Source organism: Leifsonia sp. Leaf336 (genome assembly GCF_001423695.1).
In the GTDB taxonomy this organism is placed as follows: Bacteria; Actinomycetota; Actinomycetes; order Actinomycetales; family Microbacteriaceae; genus Leifsonia.
In genome coordinates this window covers 137092-158127 of record NZ_LMOZ01000003.1, presented here as the reverse complement: position 1 = coordinate 158127, position 21036 = coordinate 137092, and the positions used below count along the sequence as shown (strand labels likewise).

At 70.8% G+C, this 21036-nt stretch carries 19 protein-coding genes; 13 read left to right on the top strand and 6 right to left on the bottom strand.

Features of this window, described 5'->3' with window-relative positions; translation table 11 throughout:
• Positions 1-42 precede the first annotated feature (42 nt).
• Complete coding sequence (locus ASF88_RS16080) at positions 43-789, bottom strand: hypothetical protein (protein WP_055921038.1); 747 nt, start codon at positions 787-789, stop codon at positions 43-45.
• Positions 790-990: 201 nt separating this feature from the next.
• On the opposite strand from ASF88_RS16080, the gene ASF88_RS16075 reads away from it, so the two are divergent.
• Both ASF88_RS16075 and ASF88_RS16070 read left to right on the top strand, forming a co-directional pair.
• The gene (locus ASF88_RS16075; RefSeq protein WP_055921035.1) at positions 991-2406 is read left to right on the top strand and encodes a 3' terminal RNA ribose 2'-O-methyltransferase Hen1; all 1416 of its coding nucleotides are present in this window, start codon (positions 991-993) and stop codon (positions 2404-2406) included.
• Positions 2403-4943, top strand: coding sequence for a polynucleotide kinase-phosphatase (locus tag ASF88_RS16070; protein WP_055921032.1), 2541 nt, complete (start codon positions 2403-2405; stop codon positions 4941-4943). The genes ASF88_RS16075 and ASF88_RS16070 overlap by 4 nt, the downstream gene beginning before the upstream one ends.
• 31 nt (positions 4944-4974) lie before the next feature.
• Here the strand turns inward: ASF88_RS16070 and ASF88_RS16065 are convergent, their stop codons facing one another.
• Entirely contained in the window at positions 4975-5694 is a 720-nt protein-coding gene (locus ASF88_RS16065) for a GntR family transcriptional regulator (RefSeq protein ID WP_200935311.1), read from the bottom strand.
• A gap of 133 nt (positions 5695-5827) precedes the next feature.
• Here ASF88_RS16065 and ASF88_RS16060 point away from each other — a divergent pair, with 133 nt between their 5' ends.
• Genes ASF88_RS16060 through ASF88_RS16030 form a run of 7 tightly spaced genes read left to right on the top strand, consistent with a single transcriptional unit; the run spans position 5828 to position 14631 of the window.
• Positions 5828-7180 (top strand): ABC transporter substrate-binding protein, encoded by a 1353-nt coding sequence (locus tag ASF88_RS16060; protein ID WP_055921026.1) that lies wholly within the window; start codon positions 5828-5830, stop codon positions 7178-7180.
• A gap of 4 nt (positions 7181-7184) precedes the next feature.
• Positions 7185-8171 carry a carbohydrate ABC transporter permease gene (locus tag ASF88_RS16055; protein WP_082519025.1) on the top strand — a complete coding sequence of 329 codons (987 nt, stop codon included), beginning with the start codon at positions 7185-7187 and terminating at the stop codon, positions 8169-8171.
• A complete protein-coding gene (locus ASF88_RS16050; RefSeq protein WP_055921023.1) occupies positions 8168-8980 on the top strand; it encodes a carbohydrate ABC transporter permease in 813 nt (270 codons plus the stop codon). The genes ASF88_RS16055 and ASF88_RS16050 overlap by 4 nt, the downstream gene beginning before the upstream one ends.
• Positions 8981-9034: 54 nt before the next feature.
• Positions 9035-9841, top strand: coding sequence for a 6-phosphogluconolactonase (locus ASF88_RS16045; protein WP_055921019.1), 807 nt, complete (start codon positions 9035-9037; stop codon positions 9839-9841).
• Between the two features lie 55 nt (positions 9842-9896).
• The gene (locus tag ASF88_RS16040) at positions 9897-11198 is read left to right on the top strand and encodes a family 4 glycosyl hydrolase (RefSeq protein WP_055921016.1); all 1302 of its coding nucleotides are present in this window, start codon (positions 9897-9899) and stop codon (positions 11196-11198) included.
• A gap of 2 nt (positions 11199-11200) precedes the next feature.
• Positions 11201-12220 carry an N-acetylglucosamine kinase gene (locus tag ASF88_RS16035; protein ID WP_055921013.1) on the top strand — a complete coding sequence of 340 codons (1020 nt, stop codon included), beginning with the start codon at positions 11201-11203 and terminating at the stop codon, positions 12218-12220.
• A 50-nt stretch (positions 12221-12270) separates the two neighbouring features.
• Positions 12271-14631 (top strand): beta-glucosidase family protein, encoded by a 2361-nt coding sequence (locus ASF88_RS16030; RefSeq protein ID WP_055921010.1) that lies wholly within the window; start codon positions 12271-12273, stop codon positions 14629-14631.
• Positions 14632-14659: 28 nt separating this feature from the next.
• Here the strand turns inward: ASF88_RS16030 and ASF88_RS20840 are convergent, their stop codons facing one another.
• On the bottom strand, positions 14660-14797 hold the full coding sequence (locus ASF88_RS20840) for a hypothetical protein (RefSeq protein WP_200935310.1): 138 nt from the start codon (positions 14795-14797) through the stop codon (positions 14660-14662).
• A 46-nt stretch (positions 14798-14843) separates the two neighbouring features.
• Here ASF88_RS20840 and ASF88_RS16025 point away from each other — a divergent pair, with 46 nt between their 5' ends.
• From ASF88_RS16025 to ASF88_RS16015, 3 genes are all read left to right on the top strand, one after another.
• Positions 14844-15644: a thioesterase family protein gene (locus ASF88_RS16025; protein WP_055921007.1), complete on the top strand. Its 801-nt coding sequence runs from the start codon at positions 14844-14846 to the stop codon at positions 15642-15644.
• A gap of 91 nt (positions 15645-15735) precedes the next feature.
• Entirely contained in the window at positions 15736-16173 is a 438-nt protein-coding gene (locus tag ASF88_RS16020; RefSeq protein ID WP_200935309.1) for a VOC family protein, read from the top strand.
• Positions 16174-16178: 5 nt separating this feature from the next.
• The gene (locus ASF88_RS16015) at positions 16179-16820 is read left to right on the top strand and encodes a winged helix-turn-helix transcriptional regulator (RefSeq protein WP_055921004.1); all 642 of its coding nucleotides are present in this window, start codon (positions 16179-16181) and stop codon (positions 16818-16820) included.
• A gap of 20 nt (positions 16821-16840) precedes the next feature.
• On the opposite strand, the gene ASF88_RS16010 is transcribed toward ASF88_RS16015, so the two are convergent.
• The 3 genes from ASF88_RS16010 to ASF88_RS16000 all read right to left on the bottom strand — a co-directional run bounded on the left by ASF88_RS16010 (position 16841) and on the right by ASF88_RS16000 (position 20573).
• Positions 16841-17377, bottom strand: a complete 537-nt coding sequence (locus tag ASF88_RS16010) for a dihydrofolate reductase family protein (RefSeq protein WP_055921001.1) — start codon at positions 17375-17377, stop codon at positions 16841-16843.
• A 95-nt stretch (positions 17378-17472) separates the two neighbouring features.
• Positions 17473-20154, bottom strand: a complete 2682-nt coding sequence (locus ASF88_RS20180; RefSeq protein ID WP_082519024.1) for a lamin tail domain-containing protein — start codon at positions 20152-20154, stop codon at positions 17473-17475.
• 122 nt (positions 20155-20276) lie between these two features.
• Complete coding sequence (locus tag ASF88_RS16000) at positions 20277-20573, bottom strand: hypothetical protein (RefSeq protein ID WP_055920997.1); 297 nt, start codon at positions 20571-20573, stop codon at positions 20277-20279.
• Positions 20574-20710: 137 nt separating this feature from the next.
• On the opposite strand from ASF88_RS16000, the gene ASF88_RS15995 reads away from it, so the two are divergent.
• On the top strand, positions 20711-21034 hold the full coding sequence (locus ASF88_RS15995; protein WP_055920995.1) for an MmcQ/YjbR family DNA-binding protein: 324 nt from the start codon (positions 20711-20713) through the stop codon (positions 21032-21034).
• Positions 21035-21036: the final 2 nt, after the last annotated feature.

Here is a 21036-nt window from a genome sequence, read left to right as displayed (position 1 = left end):
CCGCACGGCTTGACGCCGACGCCCCCGCCGCGCGGTCCCCCGCTACTTCAGCGCCTGCCTGATCGTCTTCGCGTCCGACGCTGCCTTCTTGGCGGCGGTCCGGGCGGACTCCAGCGACGACTTCACCGACGACAGCGCGGAGTGGTTCGAGTCGTACGCGCTGGGTGTCACAGCGAGAGCCGCCGACGCCTGCCCGCTCGCGTCGCGGGAGGCCGTCGCTATCTGCGCGCTCATGTCGCTCAGGTCGGACTGCAGCGCCGCGGTCGACGTGGCCTTGTCCTTTCCGGAGAGCAGCCCGGCCAGCGTCGAGTGCTCCTTCGTGAGCTTCGGGAGGGCCGTGCCGGTCAACCGGTCGGCGTCGGCGGCGAGCCGGGCCTGAGGGAGGGCGACGGCGTAGACCCGGTACTTCGAGTAGACGGCCTTCAGGTCGGTCGTGGCCTGGGTGATCGTGCTGTCGGCGGCGATGGCCGAGGCCGACGACTTCATCGCGGCGAGGTCGGCGTTCAACGTGCCGAGGATCGTGGAGCGGTCGTTCGACGTGAGGGACTTGTCGCCGGTGACCTTCGTGATCGCGGCGCTGAGCTTGGTCTCGCGGTCGCTGGTCGCCTTCGCGCCTGCTGCCTGGACCTCCGCGAGCGTGTGTGGCGCGTGCGCCTTCGCGGTCGAGCTCGGGGTGGGCGAGGGCGTCGGCGTCGGCGTGGTGTCCGCGAACGCGGGCGACCCGATCAGGGCAAGGCCGGTGACTCCCGCGGCCGCGGCGACGACGAGGCCGGTGATGCGTGTGGGCATGATTCTCCCGTTCAGAGGTGAGCGCCGGAGGTTCTTCCCCGGTCTCCCTCAGCGTCGCTCCCGAATGTTCGGGCCCTGTAAAGGGACCGTTCGGGGCGGGTATCGCGCGGCGCATGCGGCGTGGCGAGCCGGGGCACTAGGCTGCTTCCGCCATCCGGTCCGCCGAGTTCGCCGTGACCCTGACGCCATGGAGGACCTCGCATGCTGCTGACCCTCTCCTACCGGGGAGCCGATTCGGGCGATCTCGGCTACCTCCTGCACAAGCATCCCGGGCGCGTCCACGATTTCGACCTGCCGGTCGGGCAGGCGCATGTGTTCTACCCCGAGCTCGACGAACAGACCTGCACGGCCGCGCTGCTGCTGGAGGTCGACCCGGTCGAGCTGGTCCGCAGCAAGCGGTTCCGCGGTGACGCCGGGACGCTCGGTCACTACGTCAACGATCGTCCGTACGCATCGGGCTCGATGCTCGCGGTCGCGCTCGGCGCGGTGTTCCGCACGGCGATGACGGGCCGCTGCGATGCGCGACCCGAGCTGGCAGCGGCTGCGCTCGACCTTCGGATCGGCCTCCACGCGGTGCCGTTGCGCGGTGGGGCGGATCTCGCTCACCGTCTCTTCGAACCGCTGGGGTGGCGGCTGGAGGTCGCGACCGGGCTCCTCGACGAGCGGTTCCCCGAATGGGGAGCGGCGCCGTACGCAGCGATCACGCTCAGCGGCACGATGCGGCTCGGCGAGGCCCTGCGGCAGCTCTACGTGCTCCTCCCGGTGCTCGACGACGCCAAGCACTACTGGGTCGCCGACGCCGAGGTCGACAAGCTGCTGCGCAACGGGGAGGGCTGGCTTGCGCAGCATCCCGAGCGGGAGCTGATCTCGCGGCGGTACCTCGCGCACCAGCGCGAGTACGTCGACGCCGCGACGGCACGGCTCGCCGAACTCGACCAGGGCACCGCCGCGGCGGCCGCCGCCGCAGAGGGTCAGGAGCAGGAGGACGGTACGGAGGAGAAGGCGCGCCCGCTCAACCGACTGCGCGCCGACGCCGTCCTGGCCGCCCTCGACGACGTCGGCGCCCGCTCCGTCGCGGACGTCGGGTGCGGACCGGGAGCGCTCCTCGTCCGCCTTGCGGTCGACCCGCGCTACACCCGGATCGTCGGGACGGACGTCTCGCCCGCCGCCCTCGTGACCGCGGCCAAGCGACTCGACCTCGCGGAGCGCAGCGACGCCCAGCGCGAGCGCATCACCCTGCATCCCTCGTCCGTCACGTACCAGGACGACCGCATCGCCGGGCTCGACGCGATCGTGCTGATGGAGGTCGTCGAGCACGTCGAGCCGGAGCGCCTCGACGCCCTCGCCCGCTCGGTGTTCGGACTGGCGAAGCCCGGGTCCGTCGTGCTGACCACGCCGAACGCCGAGTACAACGTGCTGTACCCGACGCTCGCGGCCGGCGCTTTCCGGCATCCGGATCACCGCTTCGAGTGGACCAGGGCCGAGCTCCACGCGTGGGCCGGCGCGATCGCCGACCGCTACGGCTACCGGGTGGAGTTCCGCGCCGTGGGCGAGCCCGACCCCGTGCTCGGGCCGCCGACCCAACTGGCCCTGTTCACGAAGGAGGTCGCCGCATGACCGAGCTCACCGTCCCCGCCACCTCCCTCGTCGTGCTCGTCGGAGTCAGCGGATCCGGCAAGTCGACGTTCGCGCGGACCAAGTTCGGAGCGTGGGAGACGCTGTCCAGCGACGCCTTCCGCGGCCTGGTCTCCAACGACGAGAACAGCCAGAGCGCGACCGGCGACGCCTTCGACGCGCTGCGCTACATCGCCGCCACCCGGCTGCGCAACGGGCTGCTCACCGTCATCGACGCGACCAACGTGCAGCCGGCCGCGCGCAAGTCGATGGTCGCGCTGGCCAAGGAACACGACGTGCTGCCCGTCGCGATCGTGCTCGATGTGCCGGAGCGAGTCGCTGTCGAGCGCACGGAGGCCCGCGCCGACCGCGGCTTCGGCGCCGACGTCATCCGCCGGCAGGCCAAGCAACTGCGCAGCGGTCTGTCGAGCCTGCGCCGCGAGGGCTTCCGGACGGTGCACGTCCTCCGTGACCAGGCCGAGATCGACGCGGCGACGATCGTGCGCACCCGGCTGCTCAACGACCGCACGGACGAGCACGGACCGTTCGACGTCATCGGAGACGTGCACGGCTGCCGCTCCGAACTCGAGACCCTCCTCGAACGGCTCGGCTACGACCTCCGCCGCGACGCGCAGGGACGCCCGGTCGACGCCGTGCACCCGGAGGGCCGCCGTGCGCTCTTCCTCGGCGACCTGGTCGACCGCGGCCCGGACACCCCCGGTGTCCTGCGGCTGGCGATGGGCATGGTGGGCGCCGGGCACGCCATCGCCGTCCCCGGCAACCACGAGGACAAGCTCGCTCGTGCCCTGCGCGGCGACAAGGTGACGGTGGCGAACGGCCTGGAGGTGTCGCTCGCGCAGTTGGCGGCCGAGACGCCGGAGTTCCGCGACGAGGTGCAGACGTTCTGCCGCGAGCTGGTCTCGCACCTGGTCCTCGACGACGGAAGGCTGGTCGTGGCGCACGCCGGCCTCCCGGAGCACTACCACGGGAGGGCCTCGGGACGCGTCCGGGCGTTCGCGCTGTACGGTGACGTCACCGGCGAGAAGGACGAGTACGGCCTCCCGGTGCGTCTCGACTGGGCGCGCGACTACCGCGGTGCGGCCACCGTCCTGTACGGCCACACACCGGTCCCGCGGGCCGAATGGGTCAACAACACGATGTGCCTCGACACGGGATGCGTCTTCGGAGGAGCGCTGACCGCGCTGCGGTATCCGGAGAACGAGGTGGTGTCCGTGCCGGCGGAGCAGCTCTGGAGCGAGCCGGCGCGCCCGTTCGCGCTCGCCGTGGATACGTCGGCGGAGCGCGAGGACGACGTCCTCCGGATCGAGGACGTGCTGGAGACTCCGATCGTCGAGACGCGCACCTCCGGAGGGATCCGGCTGCGCCCGGAGTTCGCCCTCGGGGCGCTGGAGACCATGAGTCGCTGGGCCGTGGACCCGCGCTGGCTGCTGTACCTGCCGCCCACGATGTCGCCTCCCGCGCCGTCGTCGCGGCCCGGGATGCTGGAGCATCCCGACGAGGCGTTCGAGGCGTACCGCAAGAGCGGAGTGACCCGGCTCATCGCCGAGGAGAAGCACATGGGCTCGCGGGCGGTCGCTCTCGTGACGCGCGACGGATCCCGTTTCGGTGCGGAGGCGGAGTGGCGGGGCATCGTCCACACCCGCACCGGGCGGCGGTTCTTCCCGTCCCGCGACGATGAGGCCCGCTTCCTTTCGCGCCTGCACGACGCGGTCTCGCGCGCCGGGCTCTGGGACGAGCTGACGACCGACTGGCTGCTGCTCGATGGCGAGATCCTGCCCTGGTCTCTGAAGGCCGGCGCGCTCATCCGGGAGCAGTACGCGGCGGTCGGCGCGGCAGCCGCGTCGGCGCTTCCCGCGGCGGTGGCGACGCTGGAGCAGGCGGCCGCCCGCGGACTCGACGTCGCGTCGGTCCTGGAGCGGACACGCCGGCGGGAGGCCGACGCGGCGCTCTACACCGACGCGTACCGGCGCTACGTCCAGCGCACGGACGGAATCGACGGCGTCCAGCTCGCGCCGTTCCAGGTGCTCGCCGGGGAGGGCGGCGTGTACGCCGAGCGCGAGCACGCCTGGCATCTGGCGCTCGCCGACCGCCTCGTCGAGGCAGATCCGGCTCTCGTCCGCGCGACGCAGCGCATGGACATCGACCTCGACGACTCCGATTCGGTCGCCGCCGCGGTCGACTGGTGGACGACGCTCACGGATGCCGGCGGCGAGGGGATGGTCGTCAAACCCGCCGCCGGGCTGGTGCGGAACGAGCGCGGCCTGGCCCAGCCGGGCATCAAGGTGCGCGGGCGCGAGTACCTGCGCATCATCTACGGACCGGATTACACCGAGGAGTCCAGCCTGGAGCGGCTGCGCGACCGCAACGTCGGCCACAAGAGGTCGATGGCGTTGCGCGAGTACGCGCTCGGGCTCGAGTCGCTGCACCGGTTCGTGGAGGGCGACCCGTTGTGGCGTGTGCACGAAGCCGTATTCGCGGTGCTCGCGATGGAGTCCGAACCGGTCGACCCGCGGTTGTGAGCGCGGCCGCGGCGGGCCGCGGCAAGTATCCCTACCCCGCCCGGTACAGATCCGCCTCGAACCGGTAGGCGTCGCCGCGGTACGTGTTCAGCCCGAGCAGCACCGGGCCTCCACTGCGGTCGTAGGCGATCTCCCGGCCGACCAGTACGGGGCTTCCCGCCGAGATGTGCAGGAGGCCGGCCAGCTCGGTGGTGGCCGCGTCGGCCTGCACGCTGTAGGCGCTGCGGTAGATGTCGACCGCGCAGAGCGTCTGCAGCGACTCGTAGAGCGAAGCGTCGGTGAGGTCGGCCTCCACCAGTGCGGAGGCGACCGACACCGGGATGACGTTGGTGTCGACGCAGATCGGTGTCGAGTTCATGCCGCGCAGCCGCACGAGCACCAGCACGTCGGCGCCCGGGGCGATCCCGAGCCGTTCGGCCTCGTCGATCGTCGCCGAGCGGATGCTCTTCTCGAGCACCTGCGCGGTCGGCCGGTGTCCGCGCAGTCGCGCCATCTCGGTGAAGCTCTGCAGCGTGCTCGGCGGCTCGCCGACGGTGGGGCTCGGCACGAACCACCCGCGCTGGGCGGAGCGGGCGATGCGGCCCTGGCGCTCCAGGTCTTCGAGCGCGGTGCGGATGGTGCTCCGGCTGACATGGAGGCTCTCGGCGAGCTGCCGTTCGCCCGGCAGCCGCGTGCCGGGCGGGTACACGCCGTGATTGAGGGACGTGTTCAGGTCGCGGATGACGCGCTCTGCGATCGTCGGAGTCTTCACAGCAGTGACCATACCAGTTCGACCGTTGGCTGTTAATTCGTTCTCGAATGGACTATCTGGTTTGGTTATGGTTACGGTTGGTTCCGCGCCGGTCATCGGCGCCACCCTGGCTCACGAGTTAAAGGAGACTCGCATGAAAAAGAGGCACCTCGCCGGAGCGCTCGCGCTCACCGCTGGACTGGCCCTCGGCCTGACAGCGTGCGCCCCCGGAGGCTCCACTGCTGCGGGCACCTCGCACGCTGTCTCGAAAGACGTGTCCGGCAAGGCCGTCACCCTCAAGATCCTCGACTTCTGGCAGGGCGAAGAGGGCAAGTGGATGGACGCGGTCGTCAAGGACTTCGAGAAGCAGCACTCGAACATCACCATCAAGCGCACCACGCAGGACTGGGGTCAGGTGATGAACACCCTCAACCTGCGGCTCGCCGACCCGAACGGTCCTGACATCGCGCTCGTCAACAACGGCTGGCAGTCGATGGGCACCCTCGCCAAGGGCGGCCGCATCCTCAACCTGGACGCCTACTCCAACCTGTACGGCTGGAACAAGGAGATCCCCGACACCATCGCCCGCCAGCTGGAGTTCACGCCGGATGGCAAGCAGATGGGCACCGGCTCGCTCTATGCGACCCCCGCCGCACGTTCGTCGCTGATCGGCCTGTATTACAACAAGGCCATCCTCGACAAGCTCGGCCTCCCCGTGCCGAAGACGCTGGCCGACTTCGAGAAGGACGCCGCCGCGGTCAAGGCCGCCGGCATCACCCCGATCTCGTACGGCTCGCAAGACAAGGGCTCGGCGACCTCCATCCTGTTCGCGACGCAGGACTTGTACGCGTCGTCGAAGTCCATCGGCGACTTCGTCTACTCCAGCGGCAACGTCCCGATCACCTCCACCGGAATCGTCGACGCCGCCAAGGACGTCAAGAAGTGGGCGGACGCCGGCTGGTTCACGCCGAACTACGCGGGCATCCAGTACGCCGACGCCCAGAACGAGTTCCTGAGCGGCAAGTCGGCGTTCCGGTTCGAGTACACCGGCTCGCTCGGCTTCTCCGACGCGCAGAAGCAGACGTACGGCTACGTGCAGCTGCCGCAGGCGCAGGGCGACAAGGTGGTCGGCACCGGCTCCACCGCCGCCAACCTGTCCATCTCGGCCAAGTCGAAGAACCCGGACGCCGCGGCGGCCTTCCTCGACTTCATGGCGTCGAAGACGACGGCCCAGCTGGCGGTCGACCACGGCTTCCTCCCGCTGCTGCACTCCGACGTGACCGTGCCGGGAGGCAACCCCGAGCTCGCGAGCGAGATCACCGCGCAGCAGAAGCTCGACAAGGGCAACGGCTACGTGCCGTACTTCGACTGGTCGACGCCGACGATGATCGACACCATCGGCGGCCAGCTGCAGCAGCTCTACGCCGGCCAGGTCACGCCCGACCAGCTCGCGGCGGCCGGCCAGAAGGACTACGACGCCTTCCAGGCCCAGCGGAAGCAGGGCTGACGGGATGACCTCGTCCCAGGTGGTGCAGCGGCCGGCGACCCCGGCCGCTGCACCGGAGGCCGGCGGCGGTGGCCGTGGCCGCGTCAAGCGGCCGCGCGCCCCGCGGCGCACGCTCTCGCCACGGGCCCGGCGCCGACGCTGGCTCGGGCTGGCGTTCGCGGCCCCGGCCCTCCTGTTCTACGGCTTCGTGGTGATCGTCCCGATCCTGCAGAGCGTGAACTACTCGTTCTACAGCTGGGACGGCGTGAGCGCCGCCCGCTGGGTGGGCGTCAACAACTACGTCTCGTTCTTCACCGACCCGGCGCTGCTGGAGTCGCTCTGGCACGTGCTCGTGCTGGTCGTCTTCTTCGCGCTCCTGCCGATCGCACTCGGACTGCTCTCCGCCGCTCTGCTCGGCCGCGGCAAGCTCCGCGGCGGCGGGGTCTACCGCTGGCTGCTCTTCCTCCCGCAGGTGCTGACCAGCGTCGTCGTCGCGGTGATCTGGAAGCGCATCTACGGCCCCGACGGGCCGCTCAACTCGGCGCTCCGCGCTGTCGGTCTGGGCGACCTGGCCAAGAACTGGCTCGGCGACTTCACCTGGGCGCTTCCGGCGCTCGGCGTGATCGGAACCTGGACCGCCCTCGGTCTCTGCATGGTGCTGTTCGTCGCCGGTGTCGCGGCCATCCCGACCGAGCTCTACGAGCAGGCCCGCATCGACGGAGCCGGCCCGATCCGGGAGTTCTTCTCGATCACCCTCCCGAGCCTCAAGGGCCAGGTGGCAGTCGCGCTGACGCTCACGGTGACGGGAGCGCTGCGAGCCTTCGACCTGGTCTGGATCACCACACAGGGTGGCCCGGGAACCTCAACGACCACGCCGGCGCTGCTGCTGTACCGCAAGGCGTTCCTCAACCCGGACGTCGGCATGGCCGCCGCCATCGGCATCATCATCGCGGTCGTCTGCCTCGGCGTCGCGCTCATCATCACCCGGCTCTCCGAGGAGAAGGACGCATGATCTCGCGCACCGAGCGCCTCCTCAACCACACCATCCTGGCTTTCGTCACGATCCTCGTGCTGTTCCCGGTGGTCTGGTTCCTGTTCACCGCGCTCAGCCCGAGCCGGAGCGGCCAGCTCGACCTCCTGAACCCGCACTTCGACAACTTCATCACGGCGTGGAACGAGGGCAACTTCGGGTCGGCGATGCTCGCGTCGGCCGTCATCACGATCGGCGCCGTCCTCGGCCAGACCGTGCTGGCCATCCTCTCCGGGTTCGCGTTCGGCGTGCTCGGGGTGGCGGGTCAGAAAGTCATCTTCCCGCTGATCCTGTTCGGGCTGATGATCTCGGCCGAGGTCTTCATCATCCCGCTGTACTACACGTTCCAGTCGATCGGGCTGACGAACTCGTGGCTCGGCCTGATCATCATCCAGATCGGCATGGGCGTGCCGTTCGGCGCGTTCTGGATGCGCGCCACCTTCCGCGCGGTGCCTCCGTCGCTGATCGAGGCGGCAGAGATGGACGGCGCGCGCAGCTGGAGAGTGCTCTTCCAGATCCTCCTGCCGATCTCCCGCCCGGCCGTGCTCACGCTCGCGCTGCTGTCGTTCATGTGGACCTGGAACGACTTCTTCCTCTCGCTGGTCTTCATCGCCGACCCGTCGATCCAGCCCGCGACCCTCGCCCTCGGCGTCTTCCAGGGCCAGCACACGCTCGACGTGAACCTGCTCGCCGCAGGCTCCCTGATCGTCGCGCTGCCGGTGCTGATCCTCTATGCGTTCTTCCAGCGTCACTTCATCCGTGGCGTGCTCAACGGCGCCCTCAAGGAGTGATCCCGCGCCCACCGCCATTTTTCGCACCACCAGAAGCACCCTAAGGAGTCACCCATGCGCATCGCGCCCGAAATCCTCGACACGGCCGACGACGTCGGGCGGGAGGCCGCTGCGGAGATCGCCGACGCGATCGCCGAGGCGGCGGCGCACGGACGCACGTTCGTCCTCGGCTGCCCGAGCGGACGCAGCCCGATCGCCACGTACGCCCACCTCGCCGCGCTGGTGGCCGAGCGCGACCTCGACCTCAGCCGCGTCGTCGTAGCGCTGATGGACGAGTACGTGGAGGAGGCCGAAGGCGGCTTCCGCGCGATCGACCCCGACCTCCCGCACAGCTGCGTCGGTTTCGGGAGGCGTGAGATCCTCGGTCTGCTGAACGCCGCTGCGACGCCGGAGCACCGGATCCCGGAGGAGAACCTCTGGTATCCGGACGCGGCCGCTCCGGCCGGACAGTACGACCGCGCGCTCGCCGAGGCCGGCGGGATCGACGTCTTCCTGCTCGCCTCCGGCGCGTCCGACGGGCACGTCGCGCTGAACCCGGTGGGCGCCGGCGCCGACACCGTCACCCGCGTCGTGCCGCTGGGCGAGGACACCCGCCGGGACAACCTGGGCACCTTCCCCACGCTGCGCAGCCTCGACGAGGCGCCCCGGTTCGGCGTGACCGTCGGGATCGCGACGATCCGCGAGCTGTCGCGGCGCGCTCTCATGGTCGTCACCGGCGAGCACAAGCGCGAGACCGTCCAGCGGCTCGCGGCGGCCGACGCCTACGAGCCCGACTGGCCGGCCACCGTGCTCTCCGAGTGCTCCGACGCGCGCTTCCTCGTCGACCGCAGCGCCGCTGGCCTCCTCCAGACCACCCGCTGACCAGACCATCCTCCGAGCCCAGCCGGACCCCGACAGAAAGGCAACACCCACACCCATGGCTTCCATCAAGCTCGTCTACATCGGCGGGGGATCGTCCCGCGGCGCCGGGACCATCGCGTCCATCCTCGAACACGGCGAAGAGTTCGACGGTTCGGAGATCGTGATCCAGGACGTCGACCCGGCCCGGCTGGAGGCCGTTGAGACGATCGGCGCGAAGATCGCGCGGGCGAAGGGGCTGGACATCCGCATCACGTCCACGACCGACCGCCGTGCGGCGCTGAAGGATGCCGACGCCGTGCTCTCGAGCTTCCGTCCCGGCAACTTCGCGGCTCGCGCGCTCGACGAGCGCATCCCGCTGAAGCACGGCGTGATCGGCCAGGAGACGCAGGGACCCGGCGGGTTCTTCATGTCGCTGCGTTCCATCCACATCTACGAGGACATCATCCGCGACCTCGACGCCGTGGCGCCGAACGCGATCCTCTTCAACTACACCAACCCCGTCAACATCGTCTCGCAGGCGGTCACCCGCTTCACCGACCGCACGATCTGGTCGATGTGCGAGGGGCCGATCGTCTTCCCGAAGACGGTGCTGCGTGCCGCCGGGCTCGACCCGGAGCGGGCGAACGTGGTCATGGCCGGCGTCAACCACAACTGCTGGTCGACCGAGCACACCTACGACGGCCAGGACCTGATGCCGCTCCTCGACGCCGCCTGGGAGGCCCGCAAGGACGACCCGACGCTCGGCACCCTCGAGAAGCGGATGCTGCAGCTGGCCGTCACCATGCGCTCGGTGCCCGCGGACTACTTCCAGTACTACTACTTCCGCGAGGAGATCCTGCGCGAGCTTCAGGGGGCACGGACGACCCGTGCGGAGGACCTGCTCGCGGCGCTCCCCGGATACTGGGAGCACTACGACGAGCAGTCGCAGGCGGCGGTGCCCGAGCTCGACCCGCGCCGTTCGCGCGGCGGCATCCACGAGCTCGAGCTGGCGATCGACGTGATGAGCGCGTACTACAACGATGCTCCGGCCCGCCTCCCCGTGAACCTCCCGAACACCGGTGGCGTGCTGCCCGGCTTCGACGAGGATGTCGTCGTGGAGATGTGGTGCGATGTCGACGGTAGCGGTGTGACGCCGCTGCCGCAGAAGCCGCTGCCGCACGCCGTCCGCGGACTCGTGCAGCAGCTCGCCGAATACCAGTACCTCGCGGCGGAGGCCGCCTGGAAGGGGACGCGCGCCGACGGGATCCGCGCGCTCGCCGCCAACCCGATGGTGCCCACCCTGCGGGTCGCCGAGGAGCTGTACGACGAGATGGCGTACGCGCACCGCGCGTACCTGCCCGAGCGGCTGCTGCGCTGAGCATGGCGGAGCGCGCGGAGTCGGGTCCGTTCTTCCTCGCCGTCGATGCGGGCAACTCCAAGACGGTCGCCCTCGTCGTCGACGGCGAGGGCGCCGTCCTCGGTCGTGGCCGCGGCGGACGCGGCGACATCTACGGAGCGGCGAGCATCGAGGTCGCCGAGCAGGCGGTGTTCGGCGCCACGGCCTCCGCACTTCAGGAGGCGGGCGCCACGGCCGCGGACGTCCGGTCGGCGGCCTTCCGCCTGGCCGGCGTCGACTACCCGGAGGACGCCGCGTTCTGGGACGAGCGGATCGCCGGCCAGTTGCCGGGGCTCGGTGGCTGGAGTGTCAAGAACGACGGCTTCGCGTCCCTGCGTCTCATCGACGGCAGCGGCGTCGGCGTGTCGATCACCGTCGGCACCGGCCCGGCCGTCGCAGCCCGCTCCGCCGACGGGCGCGAGCAGTGCTCGGGCTGGTACGTGTTCGACGATCTCGGCGGGCAGGGCCTCGGCAACAGCGCGATGAAGGCGGCCTGCCGCGAGTGGATGGGCATGGGGCCCGCCACGCGACTCACCGAGGCGCTGTGCGCGCACTACGGCGTCGCCGATGCGGGCGAGCTGCGGCACGTGTTCACCCGCCGCTTCGGGGCGCTGCCCGGCAGCGACCTCTGGCAGGCCTCCCGGCTCGTCCTCGCGCTCGCCGGCGAGGGCGACGCGGTCGCGCGCGCCATCGTCGACCACCAGGCGACCGCCTTCGTGGGGTACGCCGAGTGGTGCGCGCGGCGCGTCGGCGCCGACTTCGCCGCGGGGGAGCTGCCGGTGCTCCTCAATGGCTCGGTCGCGACCTCCGAGCACCCGGCGATGCGCGACGCGATCCTCGCCGAGCTGGGCCGGGTCGCGCCGGGCACGCGGGTCACGGTGGCGAACGCCTCCCCGTTGCACGGCGTGGTGCTGGACGCGCTCGCCGAGGGCGGTGTGGAGGTCACGCCCGAGCTCATGGCGCGCATCCGGCACGAGCACCCCGAGGAATTCCTCGCCACCTGATCCGCCCGATCCGCGTTCCCGCTTCTGAGACTCTGAAAGGCTCCACCCGCATGCATGTCCCGCCGTTCGCCGTGGACGACGTCCTCGCCGCTCTCACCCTGGAGGAGAAGGCGTCGCTGCTCTCCGGTGTCGACGATTGGTTCACGCAGGCGATCGACCGGCCCGGCCTGCCCGCGCCGGTGCCGGCGATCGAGGTCGGCGACGGCCCGCACGGGCTCCGCAAGGAGACCGGAGTGGACATGGTCTGGGTGCCCGCAACCGGGTTCCCGACGGCGTCCGCGATGGGGGCCTCCTGGGACCGCGACCTGACGAGGCGGGTGGCGGTCGCCATCGGCGAGGAGGCCCGCGCGGAGGGCGTTCAGGTCGTGCTCGGCCCGGGTGTGAACATGAAGCGCTCGCCGTTGTGCGGACGCAACTTCGAGTACTTCGCGGAGGATCCGCTGCTCGCGGGCGAGCTCGGCGCCGCCTACGTCGACGGCCTCCAATCGACGGGCGTCGGCGCATCGCTCAAGCACTTCGCGGCCAACAACCAGGAGATCGAGCGCACCAGGATCTCGGTCGTCGCGGACGAGCGCACCCTGCGGGAGATCTACCTCCCGGCCTTCGAGCGCGTCGTGAAGACCGCGACGCCGTGGACGGTGATGTGCTCGTACAACCGCCTCCTCGGCGTGCACGCGTCGCAGAACCGCTGGCTGCTGACCGAGGTGCTCCGCGACGACTGGGGCTACGAGGGCGCGGTGGTCTCCGACTGGGACGCCGTGCACGACAGGGTCGCCGCCCTCCGCGCCGGTCTCGATCTCGAGATGCCGGGCACGGCGGGCCGCACGGTCGCGGAGGTGGTGGAGGCCGTGCGCGCGGGCGAGCTGGACGAGACCGTCGTGGACGCCGCCGCCCGCCGCGTCCTCACCCTGGTCGCGCGCACCTATCCCGGAGCGGACGCGGTCGACGGGCCGGTCATGCGCCTCGGCCACGCCGCGGGCGACCGCCTCACCGCCGAGCAGCTCGGTCTGCTGCGCGCCGACGAGCACCATGAGCTGGCGCGGGAGGCCGCCGCCGCCTGCCTCACGCTGATGCGCAACGAGCCGACGCCAGCGGGAGGCGCCCCCGTCTTGCCTTTGGCGGAGACCGGAGGCACGGTCGCCGTCATCGGCGCGTTCGCCGAGAACGCGCGCATCCAGGGCGGAGGCTCCTCCGGCGTCGATGCGACCCGTGTCGACGTGCCGCTCGACGCGATCCGAGCGATCGCCGGAGACCGGGTCGCGTATGCGCCCGGCTACTTCGACTTCCCGCGGAACGCGTACCAGGACGACAACCTCGCCGTCCTGGCCGCCCACGGGGTCACGACGGAAGCGGACCGGCCGGCTGTCTCCCGGCACTCCGAGTACCTCCACGACGAGCTGCGGCTCGCCGAGGCTGTACAGCGCCTGCGTCAGAGGCCGCTCTCCGACGCGGCGCTCGGGCTGATCGACGAGGCGGTGGCGGTCGCGGAGGGGGCGGAGACGATCGTCGTCTTCGCCGGCCTCCCGCTCTCGCACGAGCAGGAGGCGAACGACCGCGACACGCTCGCGCTGCCCGCCGACCAGGTCGCGCTGATCGCGGCACTCGCCGATCTGCGGGAGCGGACGGGAGCCTCCCTCACCGTCGTGCTGTCGAACGGGTCGCCGGTGACGATGGATCCCTGGCACGACCGCGTCGACGGCATCCTCGAATCGTGGCTGGGAGGCCAGGGTGTCGGTGCGGCGGTCGCGGACGCGCTCTTCGGGCGCACCAACCCGTCGGGACGCGTCGCCGAGACCTTCCCGCTGGCTCTCGAGGACACCCCCGGGTTCCCGAACTGGACGGGCGAGCGCGGCACCGTGCTGTACGGCGAGGGCGTCTTCATCGGCTACCGCTGGTACGACGCGCTCCGACGCGCGGTGCGGTACCCGTTCGGGCACGGGCTCTCGTACACGGAGTTCGCGTACAGCGACCTCGAGGTGACGGTCGTCGACGCGGCGGCCGGTCGTGCGCGCGTCTCCTGCACCGTGACGAATGCAGGCACGGTCGCGGGCGCGGAGGTCGTGCAGCTGTACGTCGGCGATCCGGACGCAGAGGTGCGCCGACCGGTCCGTGAGCTGCGCGGTTTCGAGAAGCTCCGGCTCGAACCGGGGGCCTCGGCGCGCGCCGTATTCGAGCTGGAGAGCCGGGACTTCGCCTACTGGGACTCGGCCGCCACGCGGGCCGACGGCCGCGTGGGTCTCTGGCGTCGGGAGGGCGGCACGTTCACGATCGACGTCGGCGCGTCATCGCGCGACCTCCGGCTCAGCGCGACCATCGACCTGCCGAACGACCCCACCATCCCGCCGCTCGTGCGGGACGCCGACCTGCGCGGAGCGGCTGCCTCGCGGTTCGTCGACGGCCACGCGGGCTGAGGCGCGGGCCGGGCAGGCCGGCCAGTGCCTAGCCCGGCTCCTCCTCCGACTCCAGCGTCTCGTCCGCGTCGATGAAGTCGTCGTCCGTCTCGGTGGCCTCCACCGCTTCCGCCGCCTGGGCGCGGGCCTCGGCGTCGGCCTCCCGCTGTCGCTTCTCCCTGTTCATTCCTCCAGTCTCTCCCCGTCCGGCCGCTTGCGCCTAGGTTGGAGTCGTGGATGCAGAGACGACCCCCGATGCCTATTTCGTTCCCCTCGGCGGCGGGAGGTACGCCCCGACCCGGCACGCCGGCGGCGCCTGGGCCGACGACGAGATGCACTTCAGTCCGCTGGGCGGCCTGATCACGCACGAGATCCTGCGCTTCGCCGCGAACCCCGACGGGCCGGCGCTGCAGCTCGCGCGGATCAGCTTCGACATCCTGGGCTTCCTCGCCCTCGACGAGGTGGAGGTCGCGGTCGCGACCATCCGGCCGGGGCGCACCATCGAGCTCGTCGAGGCGACGGTCGTCATCCACGGGCGAACGGCGGTGCGGGCGCGAGCCTGGCTGCTCTCGGCGTTCGACACCGCGGAGGTCGCCGGCGGCGCTCCTGCGTCGTTGCCCGCGCCGGAGAGCGCGCTGCCGTGGTCGATGACCGACGACTGGATCGGCGGCTATGTCGCCTCCCTCGACTCGCGCGCGGTGCGGCCTCCGCAGGCCGGTCGGGGAATCGCGTGGCTGTCGTCGAAGTGCACCCTCGTCGAGGGCGAGGAGATCGACCCGGTGGCCGCCTGGATCACCCTCGTCGACACCGCCAACGGCGTCGCCGTGCGCGAGCATCCGACCCGGTGGATGTTCCCGAACGTCGACCTGACCATCCACCTCCATCGGGCGCCGGGCGGAGGCTGGCTCGGCCTCGACACGGAGGTCGTGTTCGGCGCGACCGGCCTCGGTGTGACGCGCTCGGTCCTCCACGACCGCGACGGCGCGGTCGGCTTCGCGGAGCAAGCGCTGACGGTGCGGCGGCTGACCGAGTAGGGCGCGCGGTCGGGAAATCCTGCCTCTTGACGCCCCACTTGTTTTTTGCAAGTATGGGTTTCATCAACCCACCAGAACAAGGGAGCCAACAATGGCCGCGATGATGTTCGTCAACCTGCCGGTGACCGACCTGGAGCGCGCGAAGGCGTTCTACACGGCGGTCGGTTTCACCATCAACCCGCTCTTCACCGACCACAACGCCGCCTGCGTCGTCGTCGACGAAGACCACAACTACTTCATGATCGTCACGCGCGAGTTCTTCTCGACGTTCTCCGACCGCCCGGTCGGCGAGCCCTCGAAGACCGTGTCGGCGTCGACCTCGATCATGCTCGACAGCCGCGAGATCGTCGACAAGACGATCGCCGCGGGCACCGCCGCAGGCGGCGTCGAGGAGCGCCCGGCCGCCGACTACGGCTTCATGTACCAGCGACAGCTGGCCGACCCCGACGGCAACATCCTCGAGTTCGGCTGGATGGACCCGGTCGCCGCGCAGCAGGGCCCTGAGGCCTACATGAACCAGCAGGCCTGAGGCCGATGGTCGCGCGAGACTACGGCCAGTACGACGGCATCACGCGCGGCCTGGAGCTGGTGGGGGAGCGCTGGGCCCTGCTCATCGTCCGTGACCTGCTCGTCGGGCCGCGCCGCTACGGCGAGCTCGCGGCGGGATTGCCCCGCATCCCGAGCAACATCCTGGCGGCGCGGCTCAAGGAGCTGCAGGCGGCCGGCATCATCCGCCGGGCGCCGCGCTCCCGCATCATCCTCTACGAGCTGACGCCGTACGGCCGCGAGCTCGAGCCGGTCGTGCTCGCGCTCGGAGCCTGGGGGTTCAAGGCGATGGAGGACCCGCGCCAGGAGCAGATCGTCACCCCGGACTCGATGGCGATCTCGCTGCGCACCGCGTTCCAGCCGCAGGTCGCGGCAGCATTACCGTCGACCGCGTACGGCGCCCGGTTCGGGGAGGGCGGCCTCCTCATCCGGGTGGACGGCCCCACGCTCGCGGTCTCCCGCGGGGACGGCCCGGTCGACCTCGCCTTCGCGAGCGGCCCGGGCCTCCACCGGCTCATCTCGGGCGAGCTCGCTCCGGCGCACGCGATCGAGACGGGTGTCGTGGAGGTGCTCCGCGGTTCCGGCGACCTCCTCTCGCGGTTCGCGAGCACCTTCCACCTCGCCGCCTGACGCGCGGCCGCTCCGAAGGGTCAGCGCAGGATGCGGAAGTCGACCAGCAGGTAGCCGGTCGCGGAGGTGACGTTCCTGATCGTCTCCAGCCGCAGCGGCGGGAGGTCGTCGAGCAGCCGGCGGCCCTTCCCCGCGATCCGCGGCGCGATCACGAGCCGCAGCTCGTCGACGACGCCGGCCGCCAGCAGGGTCCGCGCGACCGAGATGCTCGCGTGCACGCCGATGTCGCCGCCGTCGCCCTCTTTCAAACGTCGGGCGAACGCGACCGGGTCGCCCTCGACGGCCGCGGCGTTCGCCCAGTCCCCGTCGAGCGGCGACGACGTGACGATGTGCTTCTCGACCCCGTTGATGAACGTCGCGAACGGCTCGATCGTGCTCGTCGGCCAGAACCGCGACCACTCGTCGTAGCTGCGCCGGCCGAGGATCACGGCGTCCTGCGACGCGATCACGGCGCCGAGCTCGGCGTCCATCGCGTCGTCCCAGTCGGCGATGAACTCGTCGGGGTCCTCCGCCACCCCGTCGAGCGAGAGCAACTCGTACACCACGATCTTGCGCATGCGCACCTCCTCGGCCGAGCCCACTTTACGCGGCCGCCCGCAGACGCGGACGTGCCCGGAGGGCGGGGCCTCCGGGCACGTCGCGCGGGTTACCGCTAGGAGAGCAGCTTCCAGGCGCTGTTCTTCGTGCCGGGCGCGGTGCCGGCCGAGTACCACTGGGCCTGGTACGTGTGGCCCTGGTAGGTGACCTTCTCGCCGCCCTTGTAGACAGTGGCGCTGCTCCAGGCGGGGATGCCGCCGGGGGTGGTCGGCGCGACGATCTCGCTCCAGGGGCCTCCGACGCCGCCGGGAGTGGTGCCGCGGGTGTACCAGAGGGCCGTGAACGTCCGGCCCTGGTAGACGACGACGTCACCGGTGTTGAAGGGCCGGGTGACCGTCCAGAGCGTCCTGCCGTCCGCGGTGGTCGCGAGTTCCGACCAGGCGCCGTTCTTCTGCGACCCGGGGGTCTCGCCCGAGGTGTACCAGAGGGCCTGGAACACCGAGCCGTTGTAGCTCACCTTGTCGCCGTTGAAGTAGACCTTCTTCTTGTCCCAGGCGTCCGGCTTCGGCACACCCTGCGAGCCGAGGTGGAGGTCGCAGTCGATCCGCCCGCTGTCGAGGGCGTGGCCCTCGGTCGCGCTGCCCGCTCCGGTGCCGTAGACGCCGTCATCGGACCAGACGGCCTCCTTCGTGCCGTCGACGCAGGTCGAGCTCGGCGCGAGTGCGAAGCCCTCCAGGTTGTCGACCGGGAGGCCGGCCGGCTTGGCGTAGGCGACGTCGGGGACGATCGCGCCGGTCGTGCCGACCTTCAGCACGGTCGAGACGACGCCGCACGTGTTGTCGCACAGCGCCCAGATGCGCTGGGTGTCGGCGTTGAACTGCACGTCCATGACGTGGCCCATGCCGGTGTCGACGACGGCCACGCGGTGGAACGAGTGGTCGCTGTTGAGCGCGTAGGCGTAAAGCTTGCCGTCGTTCTCGAGCGCCGCGAAGTACAGGCCGGTGCCGTGCTGCGGGTAGTCGGCGGCCTTGTACGTCGTGCCGGTGGACTGGTCGACGAACCCGTTCGACGTGAGGTAGCTGTCGGGCACGAAGGTGACGCCCTCGAAGCCGAGGTTGGCCTCCGTCTTGTTGCCGGCATGCAGCTCGGGGAACTCGGCGGTCAGGTTCCACTGGTCGGTCGCGACGAGTTGCGTTCCCGACTGGGTCGGGTCGAACCGGAGGATCGAGTTCAGCGGGTTGGTGTTGGCCGCGTTGTTGCGCTCGGTGGTGACATAGAGCGCGCCGTCGGGTCCGATGGTCAGGCCCTCGGAGTCGGGCTGGTTGGTGGCGGTGTCGGTGCTGCCTGGGAAGAAGATCTGCTTGCCTGCGCCCCAGCCGTTGCTCGTGTCGGCCACCCACAGGCCGCCCTGCTTCACCATGCGGAAGACCCAGCTCTTGTTCTTGACGCTGTAGAGCACGTTCGCGTTGTTGGGGTCGAAGACCAGGCCGCTGACGTCGCGACCCTCGGGGCCGGTGGTCGTCTTCCAGGCGCACTGCGCGTCGGAAACGGTGACGTCGGCGCTGCCGGGCCACGTGGCCGGAGCGAGCGCGCCGGCCGGGAGGGTGCCGGTGCCCGACGGGGCCTCCGGCTGGCAGTTCAGGGTGGGGCCGCCGCCGGGGTTGCCTCCGCCGGTGGTCGGGTCGGTGAGGACGTTCTGGCAGGCGGCGGCGTTGGAGGCGCCGAAGCTCTTGTCCTTGACCGACACGAAGGCGCCCGTGCCGTCGGGGCAGCGCGCGATCGCGCCGGCGCCGAAGTTGTTGGTCTCGTCGGTTCCTGCCTGGCCCGCGGTGTACGTCACGGAGTCGACCAGCGTGCCCGCGGTGCCGTTCGCGCCGTCCGGGAGGTACAGCTTCACCCCGTCGCCGCCGCTGCCGAGCCCCTTGGTGGACGCGAAGTACACGTAGCCGTGGGCCGGGACGACGGTGGTCGCGGTTCCGTCCGCGAGCCTCGCCGAGAACGTCGTGGCCGCGGTCGCGGCGCCGCTGTCGATCTGCAGCCAGCCCGCGATGCTCACGTCGGCCGATCCGCTGTTGAACAGCTCGATCGCGTCTCCGACCGGGGTGCTGGTGTTGTCGGACGACACCTCGTTGATGTGGATGTTCGCCCAGGCCGGCGTCGGAGTGGTGTCCGCCGGAGCGAAGCGGCTCTTCCCCGGCGAGCCGATGTCGCCCGCGGTCGACTTCCACGACGCCTCGGCGTCGCCCACAGCGGAGAGCTGCCACTGCGACGCGTCGTTGGCGCCGAGCGCGGCCTCCGTCGTGGGGATGCCCGCGACGCCCTGCGTGCGCGGGCCCTTCACCGAGCCGGTGCCCTGGTCGTTGTAGGTGAGGCGGTCGACCAGGTTCGCGACGGGATCGGGTCCGTCGAAGATGTTGATCTCATCCGCACGGCCGAGGTTGGTGGTGTTGCCCGCGAGGATCTTCACGTCGGCCCCGAGGCCCCACTCGCTGCGGAAGGTCGCGTCGGCCGACTCGGTGACGATCGCGGACTGCCCGACGGCGAGAGTGCCGAGGCTGTCCAGCGGAACGGTGCCCGGGGTCTCGCTGTCGTCGTCGAACGACCAGCCCGCCAGGCTGACCGGCGCGGAGCCCAGATTGGTGATCTCGAAGTACTCGCCGGAGGACGCGACCGGGTTGTACATCCACTCGGTGATGCGCACCGAGGGTGCGTCCGCGGCGTTCGCCGCGGTGGGCAGCGCGACCGCGAGCGCGCCCGCGACGGCCGTGAGTGCCAGCGCGCCGACAGCGCGGGACATGTGAAGTCTCATAAGAACGGAAACTAGTGACGCCCGCGGTACGCGAAGGGAAGCGCACGTGAACAGCAGGCGAACGGCCAAGCCGGACGCGAACTCGCGCGCCCGGCCTGACCTCCGGATGCTCACATGTCGACGGTCTCGTGGATCTCGATCCGTCCGCCGTCGGTCAGATGCGGGTGCCCGACGAGCAGGCCCTCCACGGCGGCGGTGGAGGCCGCCTGCACGACCGAGTATCCGGTGGCTCCGCTCGCGGGCAGGTCGGCCCCCGCGGCGGTCGAGGCGCCGAACGCGTTGCCCGGGTCGAGGATGGCGTCACCGGCCGTGCCGAACCACTCCATCCACGCCTTCGTCAGCTGTTCGCCCTCTTCGGGGCTCTGGGGTGCCGTACCGCCCTGGTACAGCAGAACGTATTTCGTCATCGTCGTCCTCCTCGTCTCGTGCTGCCGGTCGGCAGCTGTTCACCGGTACGACGCGGCGGTGGGGCCGAAATCGACAGCCCTAGCCGTCGGTCGACGAATCCGGTTCTATGGAGGCTGACCCCAGCGAGAGGATTCCCATGACCGACAGCCCTTCCGTCGCGTTCGACCTGCTCACCACGCAGCTGCTCGACGACCCCGACCTGGACGTCTCGGTGACGGTCACCGGCCTCCACGTGCGCGGCCGTCTGTTCGCCTACCTCGACGACGACGCGCTCGTGGTCGACCTGCCGCGGTCGCGCGCCGCCGACCTCGTCGAACGGGGCGTCGCAGCCCCCGTCGTTGCGGGGCGCGCCGAGCCGAAGGGTTCGTGGGTCTCGATCGCCGACGCGGAGGACTGGCCCGAGCTCGCCTCGGAGGCCCACCAGTTCGTCGGCGAGCCTGCAGTCGGCATGGACTCCTGAGC